Below are 23461 nucleotides of genomic sequence, written 5' to 3' on the forward strand. Positions count from 1 at the left end.
GCCGCCATAAGGTCAAGGTTGCGGCGCGTCGGGGCGTGGGCCAAAAGCGCGTGAAGCTGGCGCGAGACCGGCTATAGGGAAGGCTCATGACAGTCACGTTTGACGACATTCTGGCGGCGCGCGGCCGCATCGCCGGCCAGGTCGACCGGACCCCCGTGCGTCACTCGCGGCGGCTGTCGCAGCTGACCGGCGCCGAGGTCTGGGTCAAGTTCGACAATCTGCATTTCACCGGCAGCTTCAAGGAGCGGGGGGCCCTGAACCGGCTACTGCAGCTGACGCCCGATGAGCGCAAGCGCGGCGTGGTGGCGGCCAGCGCCGGCAATCACGCCCAGGCCCTGGCCTGGCACGGCGCCCGGCTGGGGGTGCCGGTGACCATCGTCATGCCCGAGGGGACCCCCTTCGTGAAGGCGGACGGCACCCGGGCCCACGGCGCGACCGTGGTGATCAAGGGCCTGGACTTCACAGGCTCGACAGAAGAGGCGCACCGCCTGCGGGACGCGGAGGGCATGGTGTTCGTCTCCGCCTTCGACGACGAGGGCATCATCGCCGGCCAGGGCGTCTGCGCCGTGGAGTTTCTGGAGGACGCCCCGGATCTCGAGGCCCTGATCATCCCCATCGGGGGCGCGGGGCTGATCGCCGGTTGCGCGATCGCCGCCAGGGCGATGAAGCCCCACCTCCGCGTCTTCGGGGTCGAGGCGGCCATGTATCCCTCCTTCACCGCCAGACGCCGGGGCGAGACGCCGAAATGCGGTGGCCAGACCATCGCCGAGGGCATCGCCATCAAGGCCGTGGGCGACATCCCCTTCGCGATCGCCGACCCGCTGATCGAGGAGGTCCTGGTCGTCGGCGAGGCCGATTTCGAGAAGGGCGTGGCCTTTCTGGCGACGCTGGAAAAGACCGTGGCCGAAGGCGCCGGGGCCGGCGGACTGGCGGCGCTGCTGGCGTATCCGGACAAGTTCCGCGGAATGAAGGTCGGGATCGAGCTGACCGGCGGCAATATCGACGCCCGGATGTTGGCCGTGGTGCTGAATCGCGAGCTGGTGCGCGAGAAGAAGATGATCGTCTATCGCATCCTCGGCGACGATCGTCCCGGCATGCTGTCCAAGATGAGCGCGGTGATCGGCGGGCTGGGCGGAAACATCATCGACGTGGTGCACAACCGGCTGGCGCTGGACGTGCCGGCCAAGGGCGCGGAGTTCGACATCATGGTCGAGACCCGGGGCGCGGCCCACGCGGAAGAGATCAGACATGGACTGGAAGAGGCGGGATATGAATTACGGATGGGCTAGGGGCGCGACGGCGCTGGCCATGATCGCGGCCCTGGCCGGGCCGCTGGCGGCCTGCGACCGCGAATCGCCCGCGCCCGACGAGATGGCGGCGCAGAACCTGCGGGCGGCGGAGTTCTTCATGACCTCGAACGCCCGGGCCGAGGGCGTGCGGACGCTGCCCTCCGGCGTCCAGTACAAGGTGGTGCGCTCCGGGCCGCCCGGCGGCGAACGCCCCGACCGCAACGATCTGGTCCGGGTCGATTACGAGGGCACCCTGACCGACGGGACGGTGTTCGACAGCTCCTTCCAGGCCGGCCAGCCGGCGGTGTTCGTGGTCGGCGATGTGGTCCCGGGCTGGACCGAGGCGCTGCAACAGATGCGGGTCGGCGACGAATGGGTGGTCTATGTGCCGCCGGCGCAGGGCTATGGCGAACAGGGGCGGCCGGGCATTCCCCCCAATGCGGTGATGGTGTTCCGGATCAAGCTGCTGGACATCGCGCGGGCGCCCGGTGGTGAGCGCGGCGGGGCCGTCGTCCAGGGCTAGGCGGCCCACTCCAGCCTGACGGCCTCGTCCGCCTCACCCGTGCGGCGCAGATCTGACAGCGCCGCGAACGCCCCCGCTCCCATCAGCCGCGACAGCGCCCACACGGCCGCGCCGCGCACGACCGGGGCCGGATCGTCCAGCAACCGTTCCGTCGCCGGGATCAGGGTCGCGTCGCCGCTGTTGCCGATGGCGTACAGGACGTTCCGCACGAACCGGTCGCGGCCGATGCGTTTGACCGGGCTCTTCGAGAACAGCGCCCGGAAGCCCGCGTCGTCCAGGGCGGCCAGGTCGGCCAGCCGGGGCGATACGAGACTCTCCCGGGCCTGAACCCGGGCCTCGTGCGAGGCGGCGGCGAATTTGTTCCACGGACAGACCGCCAGACAATCGTCGCAACCGTAGATGCGGCTGCCGGTCGCCGTACGGAACTCGACAGGCCAGGGCCCGGCGAATTCGATGGTCAGGTAGGAAAGGCATCGGCGCGCATCCAGCTGGAACGGGGCCGGGAAGGCCCGGGTCGGGCAGGCGTCGAGGCAGGCCGTGCAGGTGCCGCAGTGCTCTCCCTCGGGCGGGTCGGGCTCGAAGTCGGCGGCGCTCAGGATGACGCCGAGGAACAGCCAGTTGCCGTGGGTGCGGCTGAGCAGATTGGTGTGCTTGCCCTGCCAGCCGAGGCCGGCGCGCTGGGCCAGCGGCTTCTCCATCAGCGGGGCGGTGTCGACGAAGACCTTGACGTCCTCGCCGGTGCGGGCGGCGATCTGGCCGGCCAGGGTCTTCAGCCGGCCCTTGATGACCTCGTGATAGTCGTCGCCGCGGGCGTAGACGGAGATATAGCCCGCCGACCGGTCGGTCATTTCGGGCAGGGGGTCGCGGTCGGGGCCGTAGTTGAGGCCCAGGACGACGGCGGTGCGGGCCCCGTCCCACATGGCGGTGGGGTGGGCGCGGCGCGCCAGCGTGGTCTCCATCCAGCCCATGTCGCCGTGCCGTCCGGCCTCGACGAAATGCGCCAGACGTTCGCCGGCGCTCCATGGCTCGGACGCCGAGGCGAAGCGGCAGACGCCGAAGCCCAGAGCGGCGGCGCCGTCACGGATGGCGATGCGGGGATCGGCCGGCATGGCCCCGTTTGACCCGCCGGGCCCTAGAAGTCGAGATCGTCGTACCAGGCGGAGGCGTGCACGCCCGGGAAGCGGTCGGCCAGCAGGGGCCGGAAACAGGGGCGGGACTTCAGCTTCATGTACCAGGTCTTGACCGCCGGATACGCCGCCCACGACACCTCGCCGAAATAATCGAGCACCGACAGATGGGCGGCGGCGACGATGTCGGCCTGGCTGATGCGCCGGCCGGCCAGGGCGTCGCGGCGGGCCAGCAGGCCCTCCATCATGGCCAGATGGGATTTCAGCGCGTCGCGACCGGCGCGCAGGGCGCGGGCCTCGGGCGGGCCGAGGCGCAGCAGGGGCTTTTCCATCCGCTCGTGCAGCAGGACGGCGTTGACCTCGTCGGTGAACCGGCGGTCGAACCAGGCGATCAGGCGGCGCACCTCGGCGCGTTCGGCGTCGTCCCGGGGCATCAGCAACGGCTCGGCCGTCCGTTCCTCCAGCCAGCCGAGGATGGCGGAGGGCTCGCACAGGGTCAGGGCGCGGCCGCCGGCGTCGGCGATCTGGAACACGGGCGGCATGCCGGAAGGATTCAGCGTCGCGACCGGGCAGCCGTCCTCCCATGGGCGGACAAGGGTCTCGGTGAAGTCGATCCGGGCCTCGCCCAGCGCCAGGCGAACGGCGCGCGAGCCCGGGTCGAAGGCGAAATGATACAGGACGCAGGCCGACATGGGGCTGTCTTGCACACGAGGGCGTTAAGTCCGCGTTAGCTGTGTTCCCGAGGACCTGTCGGTCTCCGCGCTAGTCGAGGCTGGCGGACGTCTCCGCGAATGCCCCGCCGTGGGGTTCGGCGTGGCCGCGGGGGTCGGGATGGATCAGGATGTCGGCGCGCGGGAAGATGGCCAGCAGCCGGTTTTCGGCCTCGACGACGATGGCGTGGGCGGCGTCCAGGGTCAGGGTCGGGTCGAGGTCGACGTGCATCTGGATCATCATCACCGATCCGGCCATGCGGGTGCGCAACTGGTGCACGCCCGAGATGCGCGGATCGGCGAGGACGGCGGTGGTGATGGCCACGCGATCGGCGTCGGGAAGGGCCTTGTCGACCAGATGGTCGGCGGCGGTCTTCAGCATGGCGATCGCGCCCCAGAATAGCCAGACGGCGACGATCAGGCCCGCGGCCGCGTCCAGGCCGGGGGCGGCCAGGAAGGCGCCCGAGATGACGCCGATCAGGACCACGCCATTGGCCGCCAGATCGGCGGCGTAGTGAGCCCGGTCGGCCTCGACGGCCATCGAGCCGCTCTTGCGGATGGCGCGGCCCTGCATCCAGACCAGCCACCCGGTCAGGGCGATGGAGATCAGAACGACCAGGACGCTCCAGTAGCCGGAGGTCACCGGCCGGGGGTCGAACATGCGCTGGAACGCTTCCCAGCCGATGAACAGGGCCGAGGCGAAAACCAGGCCGGCCTGCACCAGGCTGGCCAGGGCCTCGCCCTTGCCGTGGCCGTAGCGATGGTCCTCGTCGGGAGCGGCCGCCGCCCAGCGCACGGCGAAGAACGTCGCCAGCGAGGCGACGAGATCGAGCGCCGAATCCGCCAGCGAGGCCAGGATCGACACCGAGCCGGAGGCGCCCAGGGCGAAGGCCTTCAGCGCGATCAGGACCACCGCCACCCCGACCGACAGCCGGGTCACGGCGCGGGTCGCGGAATGGGCGTCGTCCAGGGCGGCGGATGGGGCGGGGGAGGTCATCGCCGCCTTGTCGCGGAAAGCCGGCCCCCTGCCAAGGCCGGTCGTTAGGGCGATCGTCACGAAAGCGCCCCATGCTGCGCGCCCGATAGGATCAGGAGCCTAGGGGCTCGCCCGGAGGCCGCGCCTTGCAGACCGGAGACCCAGAACCGCAGGCGGACCGCTGGATCGGGCGGGGCGAGGCGCTGGCCCGTCTGGGGGTGAAGACCCAGACCCTGTACGCCTACGTCAGCCGCGGCCGGATCGCCGCCCGGCCCGACCCCGAGGACTCGCGGCGCAGTCTGTACGCCGCCCGCGACATCGCCCGCCTGACCGGTGAGGCCGCCGACGACGATGAGACTCCCGCCGCGCGCCGCGCGCCGCGCGGGGCCGCCCGCGGCGAGGCGGATGTCTGTTCCGCCCTGACCGTGATCACCGGCGGCCGGCTGTTCTATCGCGGCATGGACGCGGCCCAGCTGGCGGAAACTTCGACGCTGGAGGATGTCGCTCGCCGGTTATGGGACGCCCGGACGGTCAATCCTTTCGCCGAGGTGCGGCCGCGCGTCGGCGCCGTCGCCGGCGGCTCCCTCCGGGCGAGGCTGTTCGCGGCGCTGGCCCGGCGCGCCGAGGAGGACGCCGATCCCAGGCGACGCACGATCGAGGGCCTGCGCGTCGAATGCGCCCGGGTGCTGGACGAGGCGGTCGACGCCGCCGCCGGGTCGGGCCCCCGTCTGTTCCTGCACCAGCGGCTGGCGCGGTCATGGAAAACGCCCGAGCGCGACGCCCACCTGATCCGACGCGCCCTCGTGCTGTCGGCGGACAACGAGATGAACTCGGCCGTGTTGGCGACCCGCGCCGCGACGGACGGCGGGGCCTCGCCGGCGGCGGCGGCCTTCGCCGGTCTGACGACGACGGCGGGTTCCGGCACGATGGCCGAGCTGACCCGGGCTTCGGACTGGGTCGTCGCCGTGCGCCGCCAGGCCACCGAAGCGGCGCGGCGGGCGCATGAGGCCGGCGGCCTGGCCGGCTTCGGCTCGGACGACTATCCGGCCGGCGATCCCCGCGCGGCGGCCTTGCTGGGCGCGACCGACCTGCCCGCCGACCTGGCCCGGGCGGTGGGCGAGGGCGAGGCGGCGACGGGCCGGAAGGCGAATTTCAACCTGGCGCTGGCGGTCATCGCCCGGCGACTGGAGCTGCCGCGCGACGCCGCCGGCGATCTGCTGCTGCTGGGTCGACTGGCCGGTCTGCTGGGCCATGCGCTGGATCAGGCGACGAACGGCTCGCCTATCCGGGCGCGGTTGCGCTATGTGGGACCCGAACCGGGCGCGCACTGACGGCCCTCTTGCCTGGGGGCCTGCGTGGCGGACTGGATTGCGGCGATCATTCTCGGCCTCGTCGAAGGCCTGACCGAGTTCATTCCGGTTTCCTCCACGGGCCATCTGTTGCTGACCCAGAAGCTGCTGGGCCTGACCGATCCGCGCTGGAGCTCCTTCGTCGTCCTGATCCAGCTGGGCGCAATCCTGGCGGTGGTGGCCCTGTATTTCGCGCGGCTGTGGAAGGTGCTGGTCAGCCTGCCGACCGATCCGAAGGCGCGGCATTTCGCCATCAGCATCCTGATCGCCTTCCTGCCCTCGGTGATCGTGGGGGTGTTTCTCTACGACTTCATCAAGGCCGTGCTGTTCAACGTCGAGGGCGACACCGCCGTGACCGTCATCTGCGTGTCCCTGATCCTCGGCGGGTTCGGCCTGCTGGCGCTGGAGCGGTTCGCGCCGAAGCCGACGGCCGACGACGCCATGACCCTGTCGTGGAAGCGGTCGCTGGGCGTGGGCCTGTTCCAGTGCCTGTCGGTGATACCCGGCGTGTCCCGGTCCGGAGCCACCATCGCCGGCGGACTGAGCCTCGGCCTCGACAAGCGGGCGGCGGCCGAGTTCTCGTTCTTCCTGGCCATTCCGACCATGGTCGCGGCCTCGGGCTGGGACATCGTCCAGAGCGGCGCGGCGATAGACTGGGATTTCGGCGGCATCATCGCCGTCGGCTTCGTGGTTTCGTTCGTCAGCGGCTGGATCGTGGTCAAGGCCATGGTCGACTTCGTCGGCCGGCATGGCTTCGCCCCCTTCGCCTGGTGGCGAATCGTGGTCGGGGTGATCGGTCTCGGCCTCGTCTGGGCCGGTCTGGCCTGATCTAGGCGGCGGGCGCTTCCGCGAACTGTCCGCCGCGGCGGTAGCGCCACAGGTAGGACGGGGCGATGGCCTCGATGCCGGTGGGCTCGATGCCGAGTTCGGCCAGACCTTCCGCGCCGGCGGCGACGATATTGTCGCTTTCCAGCAGCACCACCTGGTCGCGGGTCAGTATGGGCGGGATGCCGACGAAGGCGGTCAGCTGGGCCAGGGAGCCGATGGCCCGCGCCGCGAAGAAGGGCAGCGGAATCAGGCCGAAGCGGCGGTAGGTCTCGCGCCGGATCAGCTTGAGCACCTCCTCGAAGGTCATGACCGCCGGCCCGCCCAGCTCGAAGGTGCGGGCCGCGGCCTCCCGCAGGGTCGCGGCGCGGGCCACGGCCTCCGCCACGTCGGCGACATAGACCGGCTGGAATTTCGTCTGACCGCCGCCGATCAGGGGCAGCACCGGGCTCATCGAGGCCATGGCCGCGAAGCGGTTCAGGAAGCCGTCGCCGGCTCCGAAGACGATGGAGGGCCGGATCACCACGGCGTCCGGCTTGACCTCGCGCACCGCCATTTCGGCCGCGGCCTTGGACAGGGCGTAGTCGGACCGGCTCTCCGGGCTGGCTCCGAGGGCCGAAATCTGGACCAGGCGGTCGACGCCCGCGGCGGCGCAGGCCTCGGCGATGGTGCGCGAGACCCCGACATGCATGGCGTGGAAGGTGCGGCGGCCCGATTCATAAAGGATGCCGACCAGGTTGATCGCCGCGTCCGCCCCCTTCAGGGCCGCTGCGACGTCGTCCGGCCGGCTCGCGTCGCAGCGGACCGCCTGGATCTGGCCGACATGGCCCGAGGTCTGGAGCTTCCAGGCGCGATCCGGGCGGCGGCAGGCGACCCGCACGCGCCAGCCGCGCCGGGCCAGCGCCTGGACCACGTGGCCGCCGACGAAGCCGGAGCCGCCGAAGACGGTGACAAGGCCGGGGGCGACTTCGCTCATGACAGGCTCCGAAAGGCGACGGCGCAAGAACTGCGAACCCGCGTCGGGCCGGGGATTAGACGATGGCCGCGGTCGTCGCAACGCAAACGCGGCAAATCCCTGTTGACCGGCCCCGGGCCCTGCCTTAAGGGTCCGCGCCTTCCGGACGGAAACGCACGCAAGCGCGAAACGTCTGGGCCCAGGTGGCGGAATTGGTAGACGCGCTGGCTTCAGGTGCCAGTGATAGAAATGTCGTGGAGGTTCGAGTCCTCTCCTGGGCACCATCTTTTCGGCGGCGCCGTATCCTAGCGATACGGCGCCGTTCGTTTATGGTCTCCACCATGAGAGTCTCGACATGACCGTCCACCTGCATGAAGGCGACCTGCCGAACGGCCTCGACCTGGGCCCCGAGGTGGCGATCGATTCCGAGACCATGGGTCTTCGCTTCCGCCGCGATCCGCTGTGCGTGGTCCAGCTGTCGGCCGGCGACGGCGACGCCCATGTGGTGCGGCTGAACCGCCCGGCCTACGACTGCCCCAATCTGAAGCGGCTGCTGACCGATCCGGCGGTGCTGAAGCTGTTCCACTTCGGCCGGTTCGATATCGGCATGTTCCAGCTGCACCTCGGGGTCGAGACGCGGCCGGTCTATTGCACCAAGATCGCCTCGAAACTGGCCCGCACCTACACCGACCGGCACGGCCTCAAGGACGTGGTGCGCGAACTGGCCGGGGTGGACCTGTCCAAGGCGCAGCAGAGTTCGGACTGGGGCGCCGCCGAACTGAGCCCGGCCCAATTGGAATATGCCGCCGCAGACGTCCTGTATCTGCACGCGGTCAAGGCCCGACTGGATCAGATGCTGGTGCGCGAGGGGCGGATGGAGCTGGCCCGCCGCTGCTTCGACTTCCTGCCCGGCCGCGTGGCCCTGGACCTGGCCGGCTGGGACGAGATGGACATCTTCGCGCACACCTGATGACCGATCCAGCCGACATTCATGCGCGAGAGGACGAGGCCCGGGTCGCCGAGACGGCCCGGGCCTTCCGCGCGCGGTCGCGGCGGGTCCATCTGCTGCGGCGGGTGTTGCCGGTGGCGATCATCGTGCTGGCGGGCGGCACGCTGAGCTGGATCGTGCTGCGCAGCGTGATGTCGGACGTCGAGCGCAAGGCCGGGACCAGCGGCGAGATTCGCCTGGACGCCGCCATGTTCCACGGCCAGGACGCCGAGGGCCGCAGCTTCGTGATCGGGGCCAGGAGCGCCATCCGCGATCCGGACACGGGCCGGTTCCGGCTGGTCGGTCCGGCGCTGAGGCTCAACCTGGGCGGCCGCAAGGTCACCACCCTGACCGCTGACGGCGGCGTCTACGACCAGACTGCCAAAACGGTGACCATCGGGCCCAATGTCAGGATTTCGGACGGAGGCACGGGCTTCGTGCTGGTCACCCCGGAAGCGGTCGTCGACACCGCGACCGGCATCGTGACGGGCTCGAAGGGCGTCCAGGGCTCGGGGCCGCTTGGAACCGTCAGCGCTTCGTCTTATGTGATCTATGAACAGGGCGAACGGGTCGTGTTCAGGGGCTCGGGCGAAAACAAGGTGCGCGGGACCATCAACCCGGCGAGGTCGGACGGATGAGCATGACCAGAACCCTGACGACGGCGGCGATCGCCCTGGCGCTGGCCGCGCTGCCGACGATCGGCGGCGCGCAGAGCGTCGATGCGGATCAGCCGATCATGTGGGGCGCCGACACGGTCGAATATGTCGGCGACACCCTGACCCTGAGCGGCAAGGCGGAGTTGACGCAGGGCGGCAATCGCCTGCGCGCCGACCGGATTTCCGGTCTCAACCAGTCCGCCGACAGCCGGCTGGAGGCGTCGGGCGACGTCTATTTCGTCACCCCGGAGCAGACCATCCGGGGCGACCGGGCGGTCTACACCACGGCGGACGACATGATCGTCGTAACCGGCGACGTGATCCTGACCCAGGGCCAGAACGTCATGACGGGCGGTCGCCTGACCTACAATGTCCGGACGGAGTCCGCGCGCCTCGAGGGCGCGACGGGGGCCGGCGGCCGCGTGCAGGGCGTCTTTTATCCCGAACGCAGCGGGAACTGAGCCCCGGCTCGGTCTGACCTTTGGCGCGCAAGGAACTCTCAGCTCTCAATGTGAACGAGGCGCCGGCAGCCCCGGCCGGCGGACCCACGCGCCCGACCGGCCTGCGGGTCGAGAACATCGCCCGCTCGTTCGGCCAGCGGCAGGTGGTGCGCGACGTCTCGCTCAGCGTCCAGCGCGGCCAGGTCGCGGGTCTGCTGGGGCCGAACGGGGCAGGCAAGACCACCTGCTTCTACATGATCACCGGCCTGATCCCGCCCGACAGCGGCACGATCTGGCTGGACGGCGAGGACATCACGGCCCAGCCGATGTACCAGCGCGCCCGCATGGGGCTGGGCTATCTGGCGCAGGAAGCCTCGATCTTCCGCGGCATGACGGTCGAGCACAACGTCATGGCGGTGGTCGAACTGCACCACTCCGGCCGCGCCGCCATCGCCGAGGAGACCAGCCGCCTGCTGGAGGAACTGCGCATCGACCACCTGCGCCACGCCCCCGCCTCGGGTCTGTCGGGCGGCGAGCGGCGGCGCTGTGAGATCGCCCGCGCCCTGGCCGGCAAGCCGAGCTTCATGCTGCTGGACGAGCCCTTCGCCGGCATCGACCCCCTGGCCATCGCCGACATCCGCCAGGTCATCCGCTACCTGGCGGGCCAGGGCATCGGCGTGCTGATCACCGACCATAATGTGCGCGAGACGCTGGAGATCATCGACCACGCCTCGATCATCTCCGGCGGGGCGGTGCTGTTCGAGGGCGAGGCCGAGGACGTCATCCGCGACCCCGAAGTGCGCCGGGTCTATCTGGGCGACATGTACGGGTAACGCCCGAACAGCCGTGAGATTGTGTTCCCTTGTCATCCCGGACGCCGCGAAGCGGCGATCCGGGACGGTCTATGCAACCTTGACGCCTCCCGGTCGGCCCGTCAGGGTCGAACCGGGAGACAGGGCGATGCCGAACCGCTTCTATGTCTATCTACTCGCAAGCGGGCCGTGCGGCTGGCTGTACGTCGGCGTCACCAACGACCTGATCCGACGTGTTGCGGAGCACAAGCAGGGCCTGATCCCCGGCTATACGTCCGAGCGAGGGATCGATCGGCTCGTCTGGTACGAGACCCACCAATACATCGATCAGGCGATTCTGCGGGAAAAGCGGATCAAGCGCTGGCGCAGGGAATGGAAGTTCGCCCTGGTCGAGGAAACCAATCCCCGCTGGGGCGATCTGTACGGGGACCTGCGGGCGAGGGAAGCCTAGGCCCGGTTCGGCCACGGCCGACCGGGCCTCGTGACTGTTCTCGCATTACCGTCCCGGATAGCGCCTGCGGCGCTTCCGGGATGACAAGCTCTACTCCCCGCCCAGGCTCAACCGGCTGATCAGCACCGCTGCGCGCTGCGACTGGCGCACCAGACTGTCCAGATCGACCCATTCGCCCTCGGCGTGGGCCCCGCCGCCCGAGATGCCCAGACCGCCCAGGGTGTCCACATCCGCCGCCACGAAGCCGCTGTCGGCCGCCCCACGGCGCGCGGGATCGTATTCGGCCATTTCAGGCAGGCCGAGGTCGCGGTTGACGGCGTTCAGTTGCGCCAGCAGGGCGCGGTTGCCCTCGGTCGGCGCCATGGGCGGATAGCCGCCCTCGGCGAAGACGAGTTCGGCCTCCGTGCGGGGCAGATGATCGGCGACGATGGCCTGCATGCCGTTACGGACGCGCTCGTCCTGTTCGCGGGTCAGGGTGCGCAGGTCGCCGCGGGCGATGGCGGTCGAGGCCACGATGTTCGTCTTGCCCGAGGCGGTGACGCTGAAGCCCTCGGCGTCGATGGCGGCGGGCGTCCCCCCGGCGACGACCCCGACGTTGTAGGTCAGGTTCGGCTCGGGCAGCTCGCGGCGGAAGCCGTCGAGAATGCGGGCCAGCTCGTAGATGGCGCCATAGCCCAGGGCATCGTTGAACACGCCGCTGGAATGGCCGGTGCGGCCCGTCGTGGTCAGGGTCCAGTTGGTCGAGCTGCGCCGCGCCACCGTGCCGAATTCGGCCCCGTCGTCGACGGCGAGGTTCTCGAACTCCAGGGCGAAGGCGGCCGCCTGTCCGGCGGCGATCAGATCGCGTCGGGCCAGCGCGGCCGGCGATCCGATCCGCTCCTCGTCGCCGGTCAGGATCACGGTGATATTGGCCTCGGCCAGCGTCCCGGCGGCCTGCATGGCGCGCAGGGCGGCGATGATCACCACCACCCCGCCCTTGTCGTCGCCGACGCCGGGCCCGACGGCGCGGTCGCCGTCCCGCTGGAAGGTCTGGAACGGGCTGTCCGCCTCGAACACCGTGTCCAGATGGCCGATCAGCAGGACGTTGCGGCCCCGGCCCGCATGGGTCGCGACCAGATGACCGGCGCGGCCAGTCTCCGCCATGTCGACCCAGTCGACCTCAAAGCCCAGCGGCTCCAGCTCGGCCCGGACCATGTCGCCGACGATCCGCACCCCGGCCAGGTTCAAGGTGCCGCTGTTCTGACTCACCAGCCGCTCCAGCAGGGCGATATGGCGGTCATGCTCGCGCTCGACCGTCTGCATCATGGTCTGTTCGGCCGGGGACGACTGGGCCTGGGCGGCGGCGGGCGAGACGAACAGCAGAACGGCGGCGAGCAACAGGCGCATCGGGGACTCTCGCTGGCGACGGGACATCGATGGCGCAGGGGAGCAAAGGCCGGGCGCGAGGTCCAGCGGTTTAGAACGCCGTTAACCGGTTCGGCGACAAGGTCGCCCCAGCAAGTTTCGGGCCACGCGGCTTGGCGATCGACTTGGCAGGGGAACACCGGGGTGCTCGGACAGAGGCTGGAGATCAGGCAGGGCCAGGGGCTGGTCATCACGCCCCAGCTGCAGCAGGCCATCAAGCTGCTGCAACTGTCGAACCTCGAGCTGGACGCCTTCGTCGAGGCCGAGCTGGAGCGCAATCCGCTGCTGCAGCGCGAGGACGCCGACCCCGGCGGCGAGATCGAGGCCCCGGCCGCCGCGGAAAGCCATGACGCGGCCGAAATGACCTTCGACGAGGGCCGGGTGCAGGACGCGGACCGGACGCTCGACGCCCGCTCCGACGATGTCTACGGCGACGCCAGCCCGGGCGAGCGCACCTCGGACCGGATGGAGGATGTCGGGACCGGCGAGGCCCAGATCGGGCTCAACGACTGGTCGCGCGCCGGCTCGGGCGGCGGCCTGCCCGACGGCGAGGGCCGCGAACAGCCGGACAGCCGCGAGGCCACCCTGTGGGAGCATCTGCAGGCCCAGGCCTCGCAGGCGGCCTTCTCCCCCTCCGACCACGCCATCGCCCTGACCCTGATCGACGGGGTGGACGAGGGCGGCTATCTGCGCGGGGAACTGGCCGAGATCGCCGACCGGCTGGGCATCCCCCTCGAGCGGGTCGAGGCGGTGCTGGCGGTTTGCCACGGGTTCGAGCCCACCGGCGTCATGGCGCGCTCGGTGCCCGAATGCCTGAAGCTCCAGCTGATCGAGCGCAACCGCTTCGATCCCGCCATGGCCTGTCTGCTGGACAATCTCGACCTGCTGGCCAAACGCGACCTGTCGGCCCTGCGCAAGGCCTGCGGCGTCGACGCCGAGGACATGGCCGAGATGATCGCCGAGCTGAAGGCGCTGACGCCGCGCCCCGGCGCGGGCTTCGGCGGCGAGCCGGCCCAGACGGTCATCCCCGACGTCCACGTGCGCGCCGATCCGGCGGGCGGCTGGAAGGTCGAGCTGAATTCCGACACCCTGCCGCGCCTGATCATGGACAAGCGATATCACGGGGTGGTCGCGGCGGGGTCGCGCTCGGACGTGGAGAAGACCTTCGTCGCCGAATGCGCCGCCCAGGCCAGCTGGCTGGTCAAGTCGCTGGACCAGCGGGCCAGGACGATCCTGAAGGTGTCGTCCGAGATCGTGCGCCAGCAGGACGCCTTTCTTGCCTTCGGGGTGGAGTTCCTGCGGCCGCTGAACCTGAAGACCGTCGCCGACGCTATCGGTATGCACGAATCGACCGTCAGCCGGGTGACCTCGAACAAATACGTCTCGACCCCGCGCGGGGTGTTCGAGCTGAAATTCTTCTTCACGGCAGCGATCCAGTCGTCCGACGGCGGCGCGACCCATTCGGCCGAGGCCGTGCGTCACCGGATCAAGGCCATGATCGACGGCGAGGGCCGGGACGGCGACGTGCTCAGCGACGACCGGATCGTGGAGATTCTCAAGGAGACCGGGATCGACATCGCCCGCCGCACTGTGGCGAAATACCGCGAGGCCCTGCGCATCCCCTCTTCGGTCGAACGCAAGCGGATGCTGCGGACGGGCTGATCGTTCCCCCTGTCTCTCCTGTATCGCTCGCCCGTCGTCGAATTCCTCGATCAGTCGTCGAAATCCGTCGTCGAATTCCTCGTCCCTGAAGTCGTCGAATTCCCCACCGCTCCGGTCGTCGATTTTCCTTTCCGCCTCCAGCGTCACCACATTTCGGTGATCGGCGTTGACACCATTCCCGTTCGGTCGCGTTCTATCGACATGCAAATCCAGGTCAGCGGCAAGCACGTGGATGTTGGCGACGCCTTAGGCTCCCGCATCTCCCAGGAACTCCAGGACGGGATCGGCAAATATTTCGAACGCGGCGCCCAGGAAGCCGAGGTCGTGGTGTCCAAGGACGGCCACGGCTTCAAGGTGGACTGCTGGGTGCGTCTGGCGTCCGGAGAAGCCATCGTCACCAGCGGTCTGGGCGGCGACGCCCACGGGGCCTTTTCGGACTCGCTCGACAAGCTTGAGAAGCGGGTGCGGCGCTACAAGCGCCGGCTGAAGAATCACCACGCGGGCCCCCGGGGCCTGTCGCCGGAGCGGACGGAGAACGCCGCCCGCGAAGTGGCCTCAAGCATGGTGCTGCGCAATCCCGACAGCGTTGACGACGAGGCCTTCGGCGACGCCGGGGTCCCCGGGGAAGCGCCTCCGGTCGGCATGGTCATCGCCGAGACCGAGCATGAGATCCGGACGCTCACCGTCGGTCGGGCCGTGCTCGAACTGGACATGACCGGCTACCCGGTCGTCCTGTTCAGGAACGCCGCCCACGGCGGCCTGTCGGTGGTGTATCGCCGGCCCGACGGCAACGTCGGCTGGATCGATCCAGAGCGCACGGTGAAGTCGATCAATGGACACGGTTCGGTAAACGGTCGCGGCGTATAGTCTTCCCCAATGGAGGCGGGTGGTCTATGGGGCCCCCGCCCGTTCGGGTCGGATGGGTAGTCGGGGATGCTTGATGGACATCGGTGAATTGCTGGCGGACGGCGGCGTCGTCCTGCGCGGCGGCGCGTCATCGAAGCGCCAGGCCCTGCATACGGTGGCCGAGGCCGCCGCACAGGTTCTGGGCCTGCCTGAAACCCGCGTGATGGAGGCCCTGCTGGAGCGCGAGGCGCTGGGCTCGACCGGTCTGGGCGCCGGCGTCGCGGTTCCGCATGCGCGCCTCGAGGGCGTCGAACGGGTGACCGCCGTCTTCGTTCGACTGGAAACTCCGGTGGCCTACGGAGCGGTCGACGACCGGCCCGTGGACCTGCTGTTCGCCCTGTTCGCCCCGCCCCGCGACGGCGCCGACCATCTGCGCGCCCTGGCCGCCGTTTCGCGGGCCCTGCGCTCGCCCGGGATGCGCGAACAACTGCGCCAGGCCCGCACCACGGACGCGATCCGCGCCCTGTTCGTCCGCGACAGCGCCCCCGCGACGGCGGCCTGATTTTGGCGCGCTAACGGCGCGCGCGGGGCGGCAGCGCCCTTCGATCAATGAACCGAAACCGGCTCCAGTTCGTGGGCCACGGCGGCCGCGAACGCGGTTTCGCGGTCCATCATGACAGCCAGACGCTCGCCATCCGCTCCGTGCACGGCGTAAAGCACGGCCTTGGGATCGACCGACAGGCCCAGTCCGGCCGCGACAGGCACGTCATCGAGGACGTCCGAGGCGCGGATCGCGCGCACATAGACCAGGTCCGGCGCGCCCAGCCCCCTGAAATCTTCCTTGGTCATGATCGTCGGCGTCATGGCGACCGCCTCCTTGTACTGAACTAACGCCCGGAACGGGCTATGGGTCCGGTCCCGACAGCGGCGACCGGAAAGCGACGGGATTTCAGCCCGTCACAATGGGGATGCGCCGCACCGTGGGCAGGTCCTCCGGCCGGCTCATGTCGACGTGCAGCAGGCCGTGTTCCAGCTTCGCCTCGTCGACCTCCAGCCCGTCGGCGAGGACGAAACTGCGGACGAAGCCCCGCCCGGCGATGCCGCGGTGCAGAAAGGCCTGGTCGGCCTTGCCGGACGGTTCCCGCTTGCCGGCGATGGTCAGCTGCCGCCCTTCGAGGGTGATGGCCAGATCGTCCGGACCGAAACCGGCCACGGCCAGGGTGATGCGCACCGAATGCTCGCCGCGCTGCTCGACGTTGTAGGGGGGATAGCTGTCCGCCGCAGCCCGGGCGGCCCGGTCGATCAGGGCCCGGGTGTGGTCGAAGCCCAGCAGGAAGGGGCTGTCGAACAGGATGGTGCGCGTCGTCATCGTCTCATGCCCCCGAAGCAGGCCATTCGCCGTCTGCGCCCCCCGGAATCGGCGAGGCGTCGGCCGATCTCCAGATGGGGTGGGATGGCGCGGAGATCAACGGGAGCCGGAAAGGGCGAAGGCCCCGCGGTCTCCCGCGGGGCCTTCGATGGTGGAGCTTAGCGGAGTCGAACCGCTGACCTCTTGCATGCCATGCAAGCGCTCTACCAGCTGAGCTAAAGCCCCGAACCTTTCGGTCGGATCGCGTGGGGGCCGGGAGGCCCTGCGGCGAGGCGGCGGAACCTATGTCAGGGCCTGATCACGATCAAGCCCGGCCCGGCCATTTATTTTCGTCTCCGCCGGACCGCTGAAAAACAGCCCGGCGGAGGGTCGAAAAACCTTACTCGTCTTCCTTGGGCGTGATGATCTCGTCCTCGAAGGCGTCGTCGTCCTCGTCCTCGATGAAGGGCACGGAATCGTCGTCGTCGTCGGCCAGAACGTCGTCGTCCTCGGTCGCCTCGCCCATGCCGGGCTCCTCGGTCGGGTCGACGGGGGCGTCGTCGTCGTCGTCCGGCGTCAGGATGGGCTCGTGGCCTTCCTGATCGATCTCGGGCGTCGCGACCGCTTCTTCTTCCTCGTCCTCGTCGCCGTCGACCTTCTTGTCCTTCACCTGATCCTCGTCGGCGTCGTCGGCGGGATAGCCCGCCGGGCGGCCGCGGCGGTTGCGCAGCTTCAGCGCCTCCTCCGGATCGAATTCGGTCGCGCATTTGGGGCAATGGGCGGGGCGACGGCCCAGGTCGTAGAATTTGGCCTGGCAGTTCGGGCAGACCTGCTTCTGGCCCAGTTCGGGTTTGGCCACGGTTGAAGACCTTTGGCGGGAGTGGGGAAATGGGGCGGCTCCCTTGCCACCCCCGGAGCCCGCTGTCAAAAGCCATCTCCGCGCGCCCGCGCCCCGCTTGACCTGTCCGGAGACCGCCGGGTGCCGATCCCCCGCCATCTGACCGCCCGACGCAGCCCGCCGCTGGGCGGCGTGGCGCGCGCGCCGGGCGACAAGAGCATGTCCCATCGCGCCCTGATCCTTGGGGCCATGGCGACCGGCGTCACGGACGTCGAGGGCCTGCTGGAGGGCGACGACATCCTGGCCACGGCCCGGGCCGTCGAGGCCTTCGGGGCGACGGTCGAAAGGCTGGGCGGCGGGCGATGGCGGGTCACGGGGCGAGGCGGGTTCGAGCAGCCGGCCGGCGTCATTGATTGCGGCAACGCCGGAACCGGCGTGCGGCTGTTGATGGGCGCCGCGGCGGGCTACCCGATCACGGCGACGTTCGACGGAGACGCCAGCCTGCGGAAAAGGCCGATGAAGCGGATCACCGGTCCGCTGGCGTCGATGGGCGCGCGGCTTGACTGGAAGAGTGAACCGGACCGCCTGCCCGTCGAGATCAGGGGCGGCGTCCTCGCCGCCATCGACTATGTCCAGACTGTCGCTTCGGCCCAGATCAAGTCGGCCATCCTGCTGGCCGGGCTGAATGCCGACGGCGTCACCACCGTGACCGAGCCGGAGCCCAGTCGCGACCACACCGAACGCATGCTGCGGGCCTTTGGCGTCGAGGTCGGCGTCTTGCCGATGGAGGCCGGCTGGCGGGTCAGCCTGAAGGGTGGGCAGCGTCTGACCGGAACCGCCGTGGCCGTGGCCGGCGACCCCTCGTCGGCGGCCTTCCCGCTGGCCGCGGGGCTGATCGTGCCCGGCTCCGAAGTGACGGCGGAAGGCGTCATGCTCAATCCGCTGCGCACCGGACTTTTCGAGACCTGGCGCGAGATGGGCGCCGACCTGACCGTCTCGAACCGGCGCATGGCCGGAGGCGAGGAGGTCGGCGACGTCACCGCCCGGCATTCGGCGCTCAGGGGCGTGGTCGTGCCGCCTGCCCGCGCCGCCTCGATGATCGACGAATACCCCGTCCTGGCCGCCACCGCGGCCTTCGCCGGGGGAGCGACGGTGATGCGGGGTATCGGAGAGATGAGGGTCAAGGAGAGCGACCGCATCGCCCTGATGGCGGCGGGGCTGCAGGCCTGCGGCGTGGGGGTCGAGGAAGAGCCGGAGGGCTTCATCGTCACCGGCGGGCCGGTCAGGGGCGGTGCGACCGTGACTACGCACGGCGACCACCGGATCGCCATGAGCCATCTGGTGCTGGGGCTTGCGGCCGACGAAGCCGTGACGGTGGACGAGCCAGGGATGATCGCGACCAGCTTTCCGGGCTTTGTCGAGTTGATGCGCGGCCTCGGGGCCGATATCGCATCGTCCGCATGACCGCGCCCCTGATCATCGCCGTCGACGGACCAGCGGCCTCGGGCAAGGGCACTATCGCCGCCCGTCTGGCGCGCGAATACGGCCTGCCGCACCTGGACACCGGCCTGCTGTACCGCGCCGTGGGACTGGGCGTGCTGGACGCGGGGGGATCGCTCGACGACGAGGCCGCCGCCGAGGCGGTGGCGCGGGCCCTGGACGCCAGCCACCTGATCGATACCGAACGACTGACTGACCGGGAAGCCGGCGAAGCCGCCAGCAGGGTCGCCGGCTATCCGGGGGTGCGCGCGGCCCTGCTGGCCTTCCAGAGGGCCTTCGCCGCCCGCCCCGGCGGGGCGGTGCTCGACGGGCGCGACATCGGCACGGTCATCGCCCCTGAAGCCCGGGCCAAGCTGTACGTCACCGCCACCGCCGAGGTCCGGGCCCTGCGCCGCTGGAAGCAGCTGACCGGCCGGGGCGACGTCATCGCCTATCAGGACATGCTGGCCGACATCATGCGCCGCGACGAGCGCGACGCGGGCCGGGGGGCGGCCCCCATGGTGCAGGCGCAAGACGCCGTCTTGCTGGACACGACCGATATGGATATAGAGACCGCCTTCGATGCGGCCCGCCGTATCGTCGAGGCGGCGCGCGTCCGACACGGCCTTCAGGCCTGACCGGACAAATCCAACGCTCCCATCCTCGGCTTCCGCGGGCGTCCTGACCTTCACCGGCCTCGCGTCCCGACGACCTGATCCCACGTTTCACTCACCTCGCGCGGGGCCCTTCGGTCGCGCGCCATAACCGTTAGAAACCCAACCACCGCATGACTGACACCCAAAGCTTCTCCCCCTCGCGCGACGACTTCGCCGCGCTGCTCGACGAAACCCTTCAGGGCCGCGACCTCGGCGAAGGCCAGGTCGTCCACGGCCGCGTCGTCGGCATCGAAAAGGACATCCTGATCATCGACGTCGGTCTGAAGACCGAAGGCCGCATCCCGGCCCGCGAGTTCGGCATCGGCGAAGGCGCCGTCATTCCGAAGCTCGGCGACAACGTCGAAGTCTACCTCGAGCGCGTCGAGAACGCCCTGGGCGAAGCCGTCATCAGCCGCGACAAGGCTCGCCGCGAAGAAGCCTGGACCCGTCTGGAAGTCGTGTTCGCCGAAGGCCAGCCGGTCAACGGCGCCATCGTCGGCCGCGTCAAGGGCGGCTTCACCGTCGACCTCGGCGGCGCCTCGGCCTTCCTGCCCGGCTCGCAGGTCGACATCCGCCCGGTGCGCGACGTCGGCCCGCTCATGGGCAAGGAACAGCCCTTCGCCATCCTGAAAATGGACCGTCCGCGCGGCAACATCGTCGTCTCGCGTCGCGCCATCCTGGAAGAAGCCCGCGCCGAACAGCGCACCGAACTGGTCGGCCAGCTGCTGGAAGGCGAAGTCCGCGAAGGCGTGGTCAAGAACATCACCGACTACGGCGCGTTCGTGGACCTGGGCGGCATCGACGGCCTGCTGCACGTCACCGACATGTCGTGGAAGCGTGTCTCGCACCCCTCGCAGGTCCTCGCCGTCGGCGACACCGTCAAGGTCCAGATCGTCAAGATCAACCCGGACACCCAGCGCATCAGCCTCGGCATGAAGCAGCTGCAGACCGATCCGTGGGACGGCGTCGAAGCCAAATACCCGGTCGGCGCCAAGATGACCGGCCGCATCACCAACATCACCGACTACGGCGCGTTTGTTGAGCTGGAAGCCGGCGTTGAAGGCCTGGTCCACGTCTCGGAAATGTCCTGGACCAAGAAGAACGTCCACCCGGGCAAGATCGTCTCGACCTCGCAGGAAGTCGACGTGGTCGTGCTGGATGTCGACGCCTCCAAGCGCCGCATCTCGCTGGGCCTCAAGCAGGCCCAGGACAATCCGTGGGACGCCTTCGTGGCCGCCAACCCGATCGGTTCGACCGTCGAGGGCGAGGTCAAGAACGCCACCGAGTTCGGCCTGTTCATCGGCTTGGACAACGACATCGACGGCATGGTCCACTTGTCGGACCTCGACTGGAACGTCTCGGGCGAGGAAGCCATCCAGCGCTACCGCAAGGGCGAGACGGTCAAGGCCAAGGTCCTGGACGTCGACGTCGAGAAGGAACGCGTCTCGCTGGGCATCAAGCAGCTGGGCGGCGATCCGATGGAAGGCGACACCTTCAAGAAGGGTCAGCAGATCACGGTCACGGTGACGGCGGTGGAGACCGGCGGCATCGAGGTCAAATTCGGTGAAGAGGACGCTCCGGCGACCGCCTTCATCCGCAAGTCGGACCTGTCGCGCGACCGCGCCGAGCAGCGCACCGAGCGATATACCGTCGGCGACCGCGTCGACGCCATGGTGACCGGCATCGACAAGGCCTCGCGCCGCGTCTCGGTGTCGATCAAGGCCCTGGAGATGAAGGACGAGGCTTCGGCCATCGAACAGTTCGGCTCTTCGGACTCGGGCGCCTCGCTGGGCGACATTCTCGGCGCCGCCCTGCGCGAGAAGGCCGGCACGAAGGAATAGTCTCCTTCGTCGCGGCGTAAGGATCAGGCGGCCGGAGCGATCCGGCCGCCTTTTTCGTGGCCCGCCGATGTCCCAAATTGCGGTATCGCTCCCATTAACCGACATTTCCGCCCGGAATCGGCCGCGAGGCCTTTTTCCCCCGGCGGGCGAAGGCTAGGGTGGGCTTGCATCCTGCGTCCGGATGCACCCGTATAGGCCCTGGGGAAGGGCGGAACAGGGCGGGGGCCTGGCCAGATGATTAAGTCAGAGTTGATCGAGAAACTCGCCGCCGAGAACACCCACCTGACCCACACCGAGGTCGAACGGGTGGTCAACATCGTGCTGGGTCGGATGGTGGAGTCGCTGGGCGATGGCGGACGGGTGGAGCTTCGGGGCTTCGGCGCCTTTTCGGTGCGGGCCCGTCCGGCGCGCGCCGGACGTAATCCCCGGACCGGAGAAACCGTCAACGTCCCCGCCAAGGCCGTGCCCTTCTTCAAGAGCGGCAAGGAATTGCGCGAACGACTGAACAACGGCGCCTGACCGGAGATCGCCGATGGGCCTGGTGACCGAATTCAGGGAGTTCATCGCCCGGGGCAATGTCATCGACCTCGCCGTGGGCGTCATCATAGGCGCATCGTTCGGCAAGATCGTCACCAGCCTGGTCGAGCAGGTGGTGATGCCGCCGATCGGCCTGTTGCTGGGTCGGGTGGATTTCTCGAATCTGAAATGGGTGCTGGCTCCCGAGGACCTTTCTACCGAAGCGGTCGAGGAGGTGGCGATCCAGTATGGCGCCTTCATCAACACCCTGATCCAGTTCGCCATCGTCGCTCTGGTGGTATTCCTGCTGGTCAAGGCGATCAACAAGCTGCGCCGCGAACAGGCGGCCGGGCCGGAGGCCGCGACCCCTGCGCCGACGCCGACCGAGGCCCTGCTGGCCGAGATTCGCGACGCGCTGAAGGCCCGGTCGTAGGGTCGCCCTCCCCCGCAGCGCTAGGCTTTCGAACCGATCGAGGTCGCCGGAGCCGTCCGTCCGGCGCGGACCGGCGTCGGGATCGGCGCCGGCCTGAGGCAGAAGACGTAGTCGCCGTCCCAGGGTGTGGGAGCCCACAGGTCGGGCGAAGGCGCGCCAGGCGCGAAGCGGACATGACAGTGCCCCCAGCCGCCTTCCGGGCGCGCGGTCCTGGCGAACCGCCCCAGACGCGACAGCATCCGGGGCGCGACCGTCTGCAGGCGAAGCTTGGCGGCGCCCATCTGGCGCGCGGCGTCCTTCAGGGCGGCCATCAGGGTGGGAATGGCGTCGGGCTGGTCGGCCAGGGCCTCCAGGTCGACGATCTCCAGAACGGGCGGCTCGAGGGTGTTGCCCTTGGCCATCATGGCCAGGGCGTAACCGGTCAGGACGCCGTCTCGCTCGAGGCCCAGCAACAGGGGCGGCTGGGTCAGATCGGGGTCCTGAAGCCGCCAGCGCAGGATCTCCGGGCTACGGTCGGACAGGAGCCGATCCTCGGCCTTGAGCGCCTGCCAGAAGTCGGCGTAGGACGACCGGTCGCCGAAGTCGGTCAGGGGAACGACGCCGGGCGGAAGCGACAACCGCGCCGCGCGGCCCAACCGGTCGTTCATAAGCTGCTCGCCCAGTCCCGAGACGGGTCCGGGGGCCAGGTTGTGGAGCGTCTTCAGGGCCCGGCCCAGAACCAGAGGCGCGAGGGCGAGGGGCCAGCCCAGCTTCAGGGCGTGGGTGGTTTCGGGCCAGGGGGCCATACCGTGGCGGGCGTAGAGGGGGCTCGACAGGGGGTTGGCGTTGAAGGTCCACAGCGCGAACAGGTCCTGCTGGGCGTTGAAGGTTCGCAGCATCTCCCGGCCGGTTCCGCGCGCGGACGGCAGGACAATGATCGAGAAACCGGTGGCGCCGTGCAACACCTGGTCGCCAAGGTGGAAACGCTGGATGAGGTTGCCGACGTGTCCGACCAGCGCGCCGTCGGGGCCGTCGGCGACCCAGCCGGCAGGCGCTTCTGTCTCCTGCCGCGCCGGATTGGCGTGCAGCCATCGCCAGCCGGCGAGCGACCGGGGCGGCCAACCTACGCTGCGATGCAAGGCCTGCACGCCCGGGTAGTCAGTTTCGACGATCTCTCTGAGAGCCATGGCCGGATGTTCCGTTTCGAGAGCGGAGTCCGTTCCCGGCGTCGCCCGTGCATGGGCCAGGCCATGGAACACAATTTCAGGGTCGAATTCGTCTCGCGAGAAAGATGCGGCCGTTTTGGAATTTGACTCTGGTCCGAGGCGGAACAAATAATGAACATCCACTTTTCAGAT

General features: G+C 69.5%; 26 protein-coding genes and 2 tRNA genes. 18 read left to right on the top strand and 10 right to left on the bottom strand.

Annotation, left to right across the window (positions count from 1 at the left end):
- The first annotated feature begins 86 nt into the window (after positions 1-86).
- Together Q8Q71_RS16175 and Q8Q71_RS16180 are read left to right on the top strand one after the other, a co-directional pair.
- On the top strand, positions 87-1289 hold the full coding sequence (locus Q8Q71_RS16175) for a threonine ammonia-lyase (RefSeq protein WP_305760625.1): 1203 nt from the start codon (positions 87-89) through the stop codon (positions 1287-1289).
- A gap of 19 nt (positions 1290-1308) precedes the next feature.
- Positions 1309-1812 carry an FKBP-type peptidyl-prolyl cis-trans isomerase gene (locus Q8Q71_RS16180; RefSeq protein ID WP_305760626.1) on the top strand — a complete coding sequence of 168 codons (504 nt, stop codon included), beginning with the start codon at positions 1309-1311 and terminating at the stop codon, positions 1810-1812.
- Here Q8Q71_RS16180 and queG read toward each other — a convergent pair.
- The 3 genes from queG to Q8Q71_RS16195 all read right to left on the bottom strand — a co-directional run bounded on the left by queG (position 1809) and on the right by Q8Q71_RS16195 (position 4646).
- A complete protein-coding gene (gene queG, locus Q8Q71_RS16185; RefSeq protein WP_305760627.1) occupies positions 1809-2921 on the bottom strand; it encodes a tRNA epoxyqueuosine(34) reductase QueG in 1113 nt (370 codons plus the stop codon). The two genes, Q8Q71_RS16180 and queG, sit on opposite strands and share 4 nt — an antisense overlap.
- A 23-nt stretch (positions 2922-2944) precedes the next feature.
- Positions 2945-3631 carry a glutathione S-transferase family protein gene (locus tag Q8Q71_RS16190; RefSeq protein ID WP_305760730.1) on the bottom strand — a complete coding sequence of 229 codons (687 nt, stop codon included), beginning with the start codon at positions 3629-3631 and terminating at the stop codon, positions 2945-2947.
- Positions 3632-3701: 70 nt separating this feature from the next.
- On the bottom strand, positions 3702-4646 hold the full coding sequence (locus Q8Q71_RS16195; RefSeq protein WP_305760628.1) for a cation diffusion facilitator family transporter: 945 nt from the start codon (positions 4644-4646) through the stop codon (positions 3702-3704).
- A gap of 125 nt (positions 4647-4771) precedes the next feature.
- Here Q8Q71_RS16195 and Q8Q71_RS16200 point away from each other — a divergent pair, with 125 nt between their 5' ends.
- Both Q8Q71_RS16200 and Q8Q71_RS16205 read left to right on the top strand, forming a co-directional pair.
- Positions 4772-5956, top strand: a complete 1185-nt coding sequence (locus Q8Q71_RS16200; protein WP_305760629.1) for a citrate/2-methylcitrate synthase — start codon at positions 4772-4774, stop codon at positions 5954-5956.
- A 24-nt stretch (positions 5957-5980) separates the two neighbouring features.
- On the top strand, positions 5981-6802 hold the full coding sequence (locus Q8Q71_RS16205) for an undecaprenyl-diphosphate phosphatase (RefSeq protein WP_305760630.1): 822 nt from the start codon (positions 5981-5983) through the stop codon (positions 6800-6802).
- A 1-nt stretch (position 6803) separates the two neighbouring features.
- On the opposite strand, the gene Q8Q71_RS16210 is transcribed toward Q8Q71_RS16205, so the two are convergent.
- A complete protein-coding gene (locus Q8Q71_RS16210) occupies positions 6804-7775 on the bottom strand; it encodes a complex I NDUFA9 subunit family protein (protein WP_305760631.1) in 972 nt (323 codons plus the stop codon).
- Positions 7776-7951: 176 nt separating this feature from the next.
- On the opposite strand from Q8Q71_RS16210, the gene Q8Q71_RS16215 reads away from it, so the two are divergent.
- The 6 genes from Q8Q71_RS16215 to Q8Q71_RS16240 all read left to right on the top strand — a co-directional run bounded on the left by Q8Q71_RS16215 (position 7952) and on the right by Q8Q71_RS16240 (position 11101).
- Positions 7952-8038 (top strand) — tRNA-Leu (locus tag Q8Q71_RS16215).
- Between the two features lie 71 nt (positions 8039-8109).
- Positions 8110-8724 carry a ribonuclease D gene (locus Q8Q71_RS16220; protein WP_305760632.1) on the top strand — a complete coding sequence of 205 codons (615 nt, stop codon included), beginning with the start codon at positions 8110-8112 and terminating at the stop codon, positions 8722-8724.
- Entirely contained in the window at positions 8724-9380 is a 657-nt protein-coding gene (lptC, locus tag Q8Q71_RS16225) for an LPS export ABC transporter periplasmic protein LptC (protein WP_305760633.1), read from the top strand. The genes Q8Q71_RS16220 and lptC overlap by 1 nt, the downstream gene beginning before the upstream one ends.
- Positions 9381-9382: 2 nt before the next feature.
- A complete protein-coding gene (locus Q8Q71_RS16230) occupies positions 9383-9859 on the top strand; it encodes an LptA/OstA family protein (RefSeq protein ID WP_305760634.1) in 477 nt (158 codons plus the stop codon).
- A 50-nt stretch (positions 9860-9909) separates the two neighbouring features.
- Entirely contained in the window at positions 9910-10671 is a 762-nt protein-coding gene (gene lptB, locus Q8Q71_RS16235; protein ID WP_305760635.1) for an LPS export ABC transporter ATP-binding protein, read from the top strand.
- Between the two features lie 127 nt (positions 10672-10798).
- Positions 10799-11101 carry a GIY-YIG nuclease family protein gene (locus tag Q8Q71_RS16240; RefSeq protein ID WP_305760636.1) on the top strand — a complete coding sequence of 101 codons (303 nt, stop codon included), beginning with the start codon at positions 10799-10801 and terminating at the stop codon, positions 11099-11101.
- 90 nt (positions 11102-11191) lie between these two features.
- Here Q8Q71_RS16240 and Q8Q71_RS16245 read toward each other — a convergent pair whose 3' ends face one another.
- The gene (locus Q8Q71_RS16245; RefSeq protein WP_305760637.1) at positions 11192-12487 is read right to left on the bottom strand and encodes a M20/M25/M40 family metallo-hydrolase; all 1296 of its coding nucleotides are present in this window, start codon (positions 12485-12487) and stop codon (positions 11192-11194) included.
- 162 nt (positions 12488-12649) lie between these two features.
- Between Q8Q71_RS16245 and rpoN the strand changes: the two genes are divergently transcribed.
- From rpoN to Q8Q71_RS16260, 3 genes are all read left to right on the top strand, one after another.
- A complete protein-coding gene (gene rpoN / locus Q8Q71_RS16250) occupies positions 12650-14167 on the top strand; it encodes an RNA polymerase factor sigma-54 (RefSeq protein ID WP_305760638.1) in 1518 nt (505 codons plus the stop codon).
- Positions 14168-14368: 201 nt separating this feature from the next.
- Positions 14369-15034 (top strand): ribosome hibernation-promoting factor, HPF/YfiA family, encoded by a 666-nt coding sequence (gene hpf, locus Q8Q71_RS16255; protein ID WP_305760639.1) that lies wholly within the window; start codon positions 14369-14371, stop codon positions 15032-15034.
- 73 nt (positions 15035-15107) lie between these two features.
- Positions 15108-15575, top strand: coding sequence for a PTS sugar transporter subunit IIA (locus Q8Q71_RS16260; protein ID WP_305760640.1), 468 nt, complete (start codon positions 15108-15110; stop codon positions 15573-15575).
- Positions 15576-15619: 44 nt separating this feature from the next.
- Here Q8Q71_RS16260 and Q8Q71_RS16265 read toward each other — a convergent pair whose 3' ends face one another.
- The 4 genes from Q8Q71_RS16265 to Q8Q71_RS16280 form a co-directional block, all read right to left on the bottom strand.
- The gene (locus Q8Q71_RS16265) at positions 15620-15877 is read right to left on the bottom strand and encodes a DUF1150 family protein (RefSeq protein WP_305760641.1); all 258 of its coding nucleotides are present in this window, start codon (positions 15875-15877) and stop codon (positions 15620-15622) included.
- Between the two features lie 85 nt (positions 15878-15962).
- On the bottom strand, positions 15963-16382 hold the full coding sequence (locus tag Q8Q71_RS16270) for an Hsp20 family protein (protein ID WP_305760642.1): 420 nt from the start codon (positions 16380-16382) through the stop codon (positions 15963-15965).
- Positions 16383-16531: 149 nt separating this feature from the next.
- A tRNA-Ala gene (locus Q8Q71_RS16275) sits at positions 16532-16607 on the bottom strand.
- 154 nt (positions 16608-16761) lie between these two features.
- Positions 16762-17220 carry a TIGR02300 family protein gene (locus Q8Q71_RS16280; RefSeq protein WP_305760643.1) on the bottom strand — a complete coding sequence of 153 codons (459 nt, stop codon included), beginning with the start codon at positions 17218-17220 and terminating at the stop codon, positions 16762-16764.
- Positions 17221-17346: 126 nt separating this feature from the next.
- Here Q8Q71_RS16280 and aroA point away from each other — a divergent pair, with 126 nt between their 5' ends.
- The 5 genes from aroA (at position 17347) to mscL (ending at position 22124) form a co-directional block, all read left to right on the top strand.
- Positions 17347-18663, top strand: coding sequence for a 3-phosphoshikimate 1-carboxyvinyltransferase (gene aroA, locus Q8Q71_RS16285; RefSeq protein ID WP_305760731.1), 1317 nt, complete (start codon positions 17347-17349; stop codon positions 18661-18663).
- The gene (gene cmk, locus Q8Q71_RS16290) at positions 18660-19316 is read left to right on the top strand and encodes a (d)CMP kinase (RefSeq protein WP_305760644.1); all 657 of its coding nucleotides are present in this window, start codon (positions 18660-18662) and stop codon (positions 19314-19316) included. Before aroA ends, cmk begins: the two co-directional genes overlap by 4 nt.
- A 149-nt stretch (positions 19317-19465) precedes the next feature.
- A complete protein-coding gene (gene rpsA, locus Q8Q71_RS16295) occupies positions 19466-21175 on the top strand; it encodes a 30S ribosomal protein S1 (RefSeq protein WP_305760645.1) in 1710 nt (569 codons plus the stop codon).
- A gap of 234 nt (positions 21176-21409) precedes the next feature.
- Positions 21410-21694, top strand: coding sequence for an integration host factor subunit beta (locus Q8Q71_RS16300; RefSeq protein ID WP_305760646.1), 285 nt, complete (start codon positions 21410-21412; stop codon positions 21692-21694).
- Positions 21695-21707: 13 nt separating this feature from the next.
- Positions 21708-22124 carry a large-conductance mechanosensitive channel protein MscL gene (gene mscL / locus Q8Q71_RS16305; RefSeq protein WP_305760647.1) on the top strand — a complete coding sequence of 139 codons (417 nt, stop codon included), beginning with the start codon at positions 21708-21710 and terminating at the stop codon, positions 22122-22124.
- Between the two features lie 20 nt (positions 22125-22144).
- Here mscL and Q8Q71_RS16310 read toward each other — a convergent pair whose 3' ends face one another.
- Entirely contained in the window at positions 22145-23290 is a 1146-nt protein-coding gene (locus Q8Q71_RS16310; protein ID WP_305760648.1) for an N-acetyltransferase, read from the bottom strand.
- Positions 23291-23461: the final 171 nt, after the last annotated feature.

Origin of the sequence: Brevundimonas sp. (assembly GCF_030704825.1) — a bacterium.
Taxonomy (GTDB): domain Bacteria; phylum Pseudomonadota; class Alphaproteobacteria; order Caulobacterales; family Caulobacteraceae; genus Brevundimonas.

What these genes read in the sequence shown, in the direction of transcription:
- Q8Q71_RS16190 (WP_305760730.1), bottom strand. Translation starts at nt 3,631, where the DNA reads ATGTCGGCCTGCGTCCTGTATCATTTCGCCTTCGACCCGGGCTCGCGC.
- Q8Q71_RS16245 (WP_305760637.1), bottom strand. Translation starts at nt 12,487, where the DNA reads ATGCGCCTGTTGCTCGCCGCCGTTCTGCTGTTCGTCTCGCCCGCCGCC.
- Q8Q71_RS16300 (WP_305760646.1), top strand. Translation starts at nt 21,410, where the DNA reads ATGATTAAGTCAGAGTTGATCGAGAAACTCGCCGCCGAGAACACCCAC.
- Q8Q71_RS16265 (WP_305760641.1), bottom strand. Translation starts at nt 15,877, where the DNA reads ATGACGCCGACGATCATGACCAAGGAAGATTTCAGGGGGCTGGGCGCG.
- Q8Q71_RS16175 (WP_305760625.1), top strand. Translation starts at nt 87, where the DNA reads ATGACAGTCACGTTTGACGACATTCTGGCGGCGCGCGGCCGCATCGCC.
- cmk (WP_305760644.1), top strand. Translation starts at nt 18,660, where the DNA reads ATGACCGCGCCCCTGATCATCGCCGTCGACGGACCAGCGGCCTCGGGC.
- rpsA (WP_305760645.1), top strand. Translation starts at nt 19,466, where the DNA reads ATGACTGACACCCAAAGCTTCTCCCCCTCGCGCGACGACTTCGCCGCG.
- mscL (WP_305760647.1), top strand. Translation starts at nt 21,708, where the DNA reads ATGGGCCTGGTGACCGAATTCAGGGAGTTCATCGCCCGGGGCAATGTC.
- Q8Q71_RS16240 (WP_305760636.1), top strand. Translation starts at nt 10,799, where the DNA reads ATGCCGAACCGCTTCTATGTCTATCTACTCGCAAGCGGGCCGTGCGGC.
- Q8Q71_RS16195 (WP_305760628.1), bottom strand. Translation starts at nt 4,646, where the DNA reads ATGACCTCCCCCGCCCCATCCGCCGCCCTGGACGACGCCCATTCCGCG.
- queG (WP_305760627.1), bottom strand. Translation starts at nt 2,921, where the DNA reads ATGCCGGCCGATCCCCGCATCGCCATCCGTGACGGCGCCGCCGCTCTG.
- Q8Q71_RS16260 (WP_305760640.1), top strand. Translation starts at nt 15,108, where the DNA reads ATGGACATCGGTGAATTGCTGGCGGACGGCGGCGTCGTCCTGCGCGGC.
- lptC (WP_305760633.1), top strand. Translation starts at nt 8,724, where the DNA reads ATGACCGATCCAGCCGACATTCATGCGCGAGAGGACGAGGCCCGGGTC.
- Q8Q71_RS16210 (WP_305760631.1), bottom strand. Translation starts at nt 7,775, where the DNA reads ATGAGCGAAGTCGCCCCCGGCCTTGTCACCGTCTTCGGCGGCTCCGGC.
- Q8Q71_RS16310 (WP_305760648.1), bottom strand. Translation starts at nt 23,290, where the DNA reads ATGGCTCTCAGAGAGATCGTCGAAACTGACTACCCGGGCGTGCAGGCC.
- Q8Q71_RS16180 (WP_305760626.1), top strand. Translation starts at nt 1,309, where the DNA reads ATGATCGCGGCCCTGGCCGGGCCGCTGGCGGCCTGCGACCGCGAATCG.
- Q8Q71_RS16270 (WP_305760642.1), bottom strand. Translation starts at nt 16,382, where the DNA reads ATGACGACGCGCACCATCCTGTTCGACAGCCCCTTCCTGCTGGGCTTC.
- Q8Q71_RS16230 (WP_305760634.1), top strand. Translation starts at nt 9,383, where the DNA reads ATGACCAGAACCCTGACGACGGCGGCGATCGCCCTGGCGCTGGCCGCG.
- hpf (WP_305760639.1), top strand. Translation starts at nt 14,369, where the DNA reads ATGCAAATCCAGGTCAGCGGCAAGCACGTGGATGTTGGCGACGCCTTA.
- Q8Q71_RS16220 (WP_305760632.1), top strand. Translation starts at nt 8,110, where the DNA reads ATGACCGTCCACCTGCATGAAGGCGACCTGCCGAACGGCCTCGACCTG.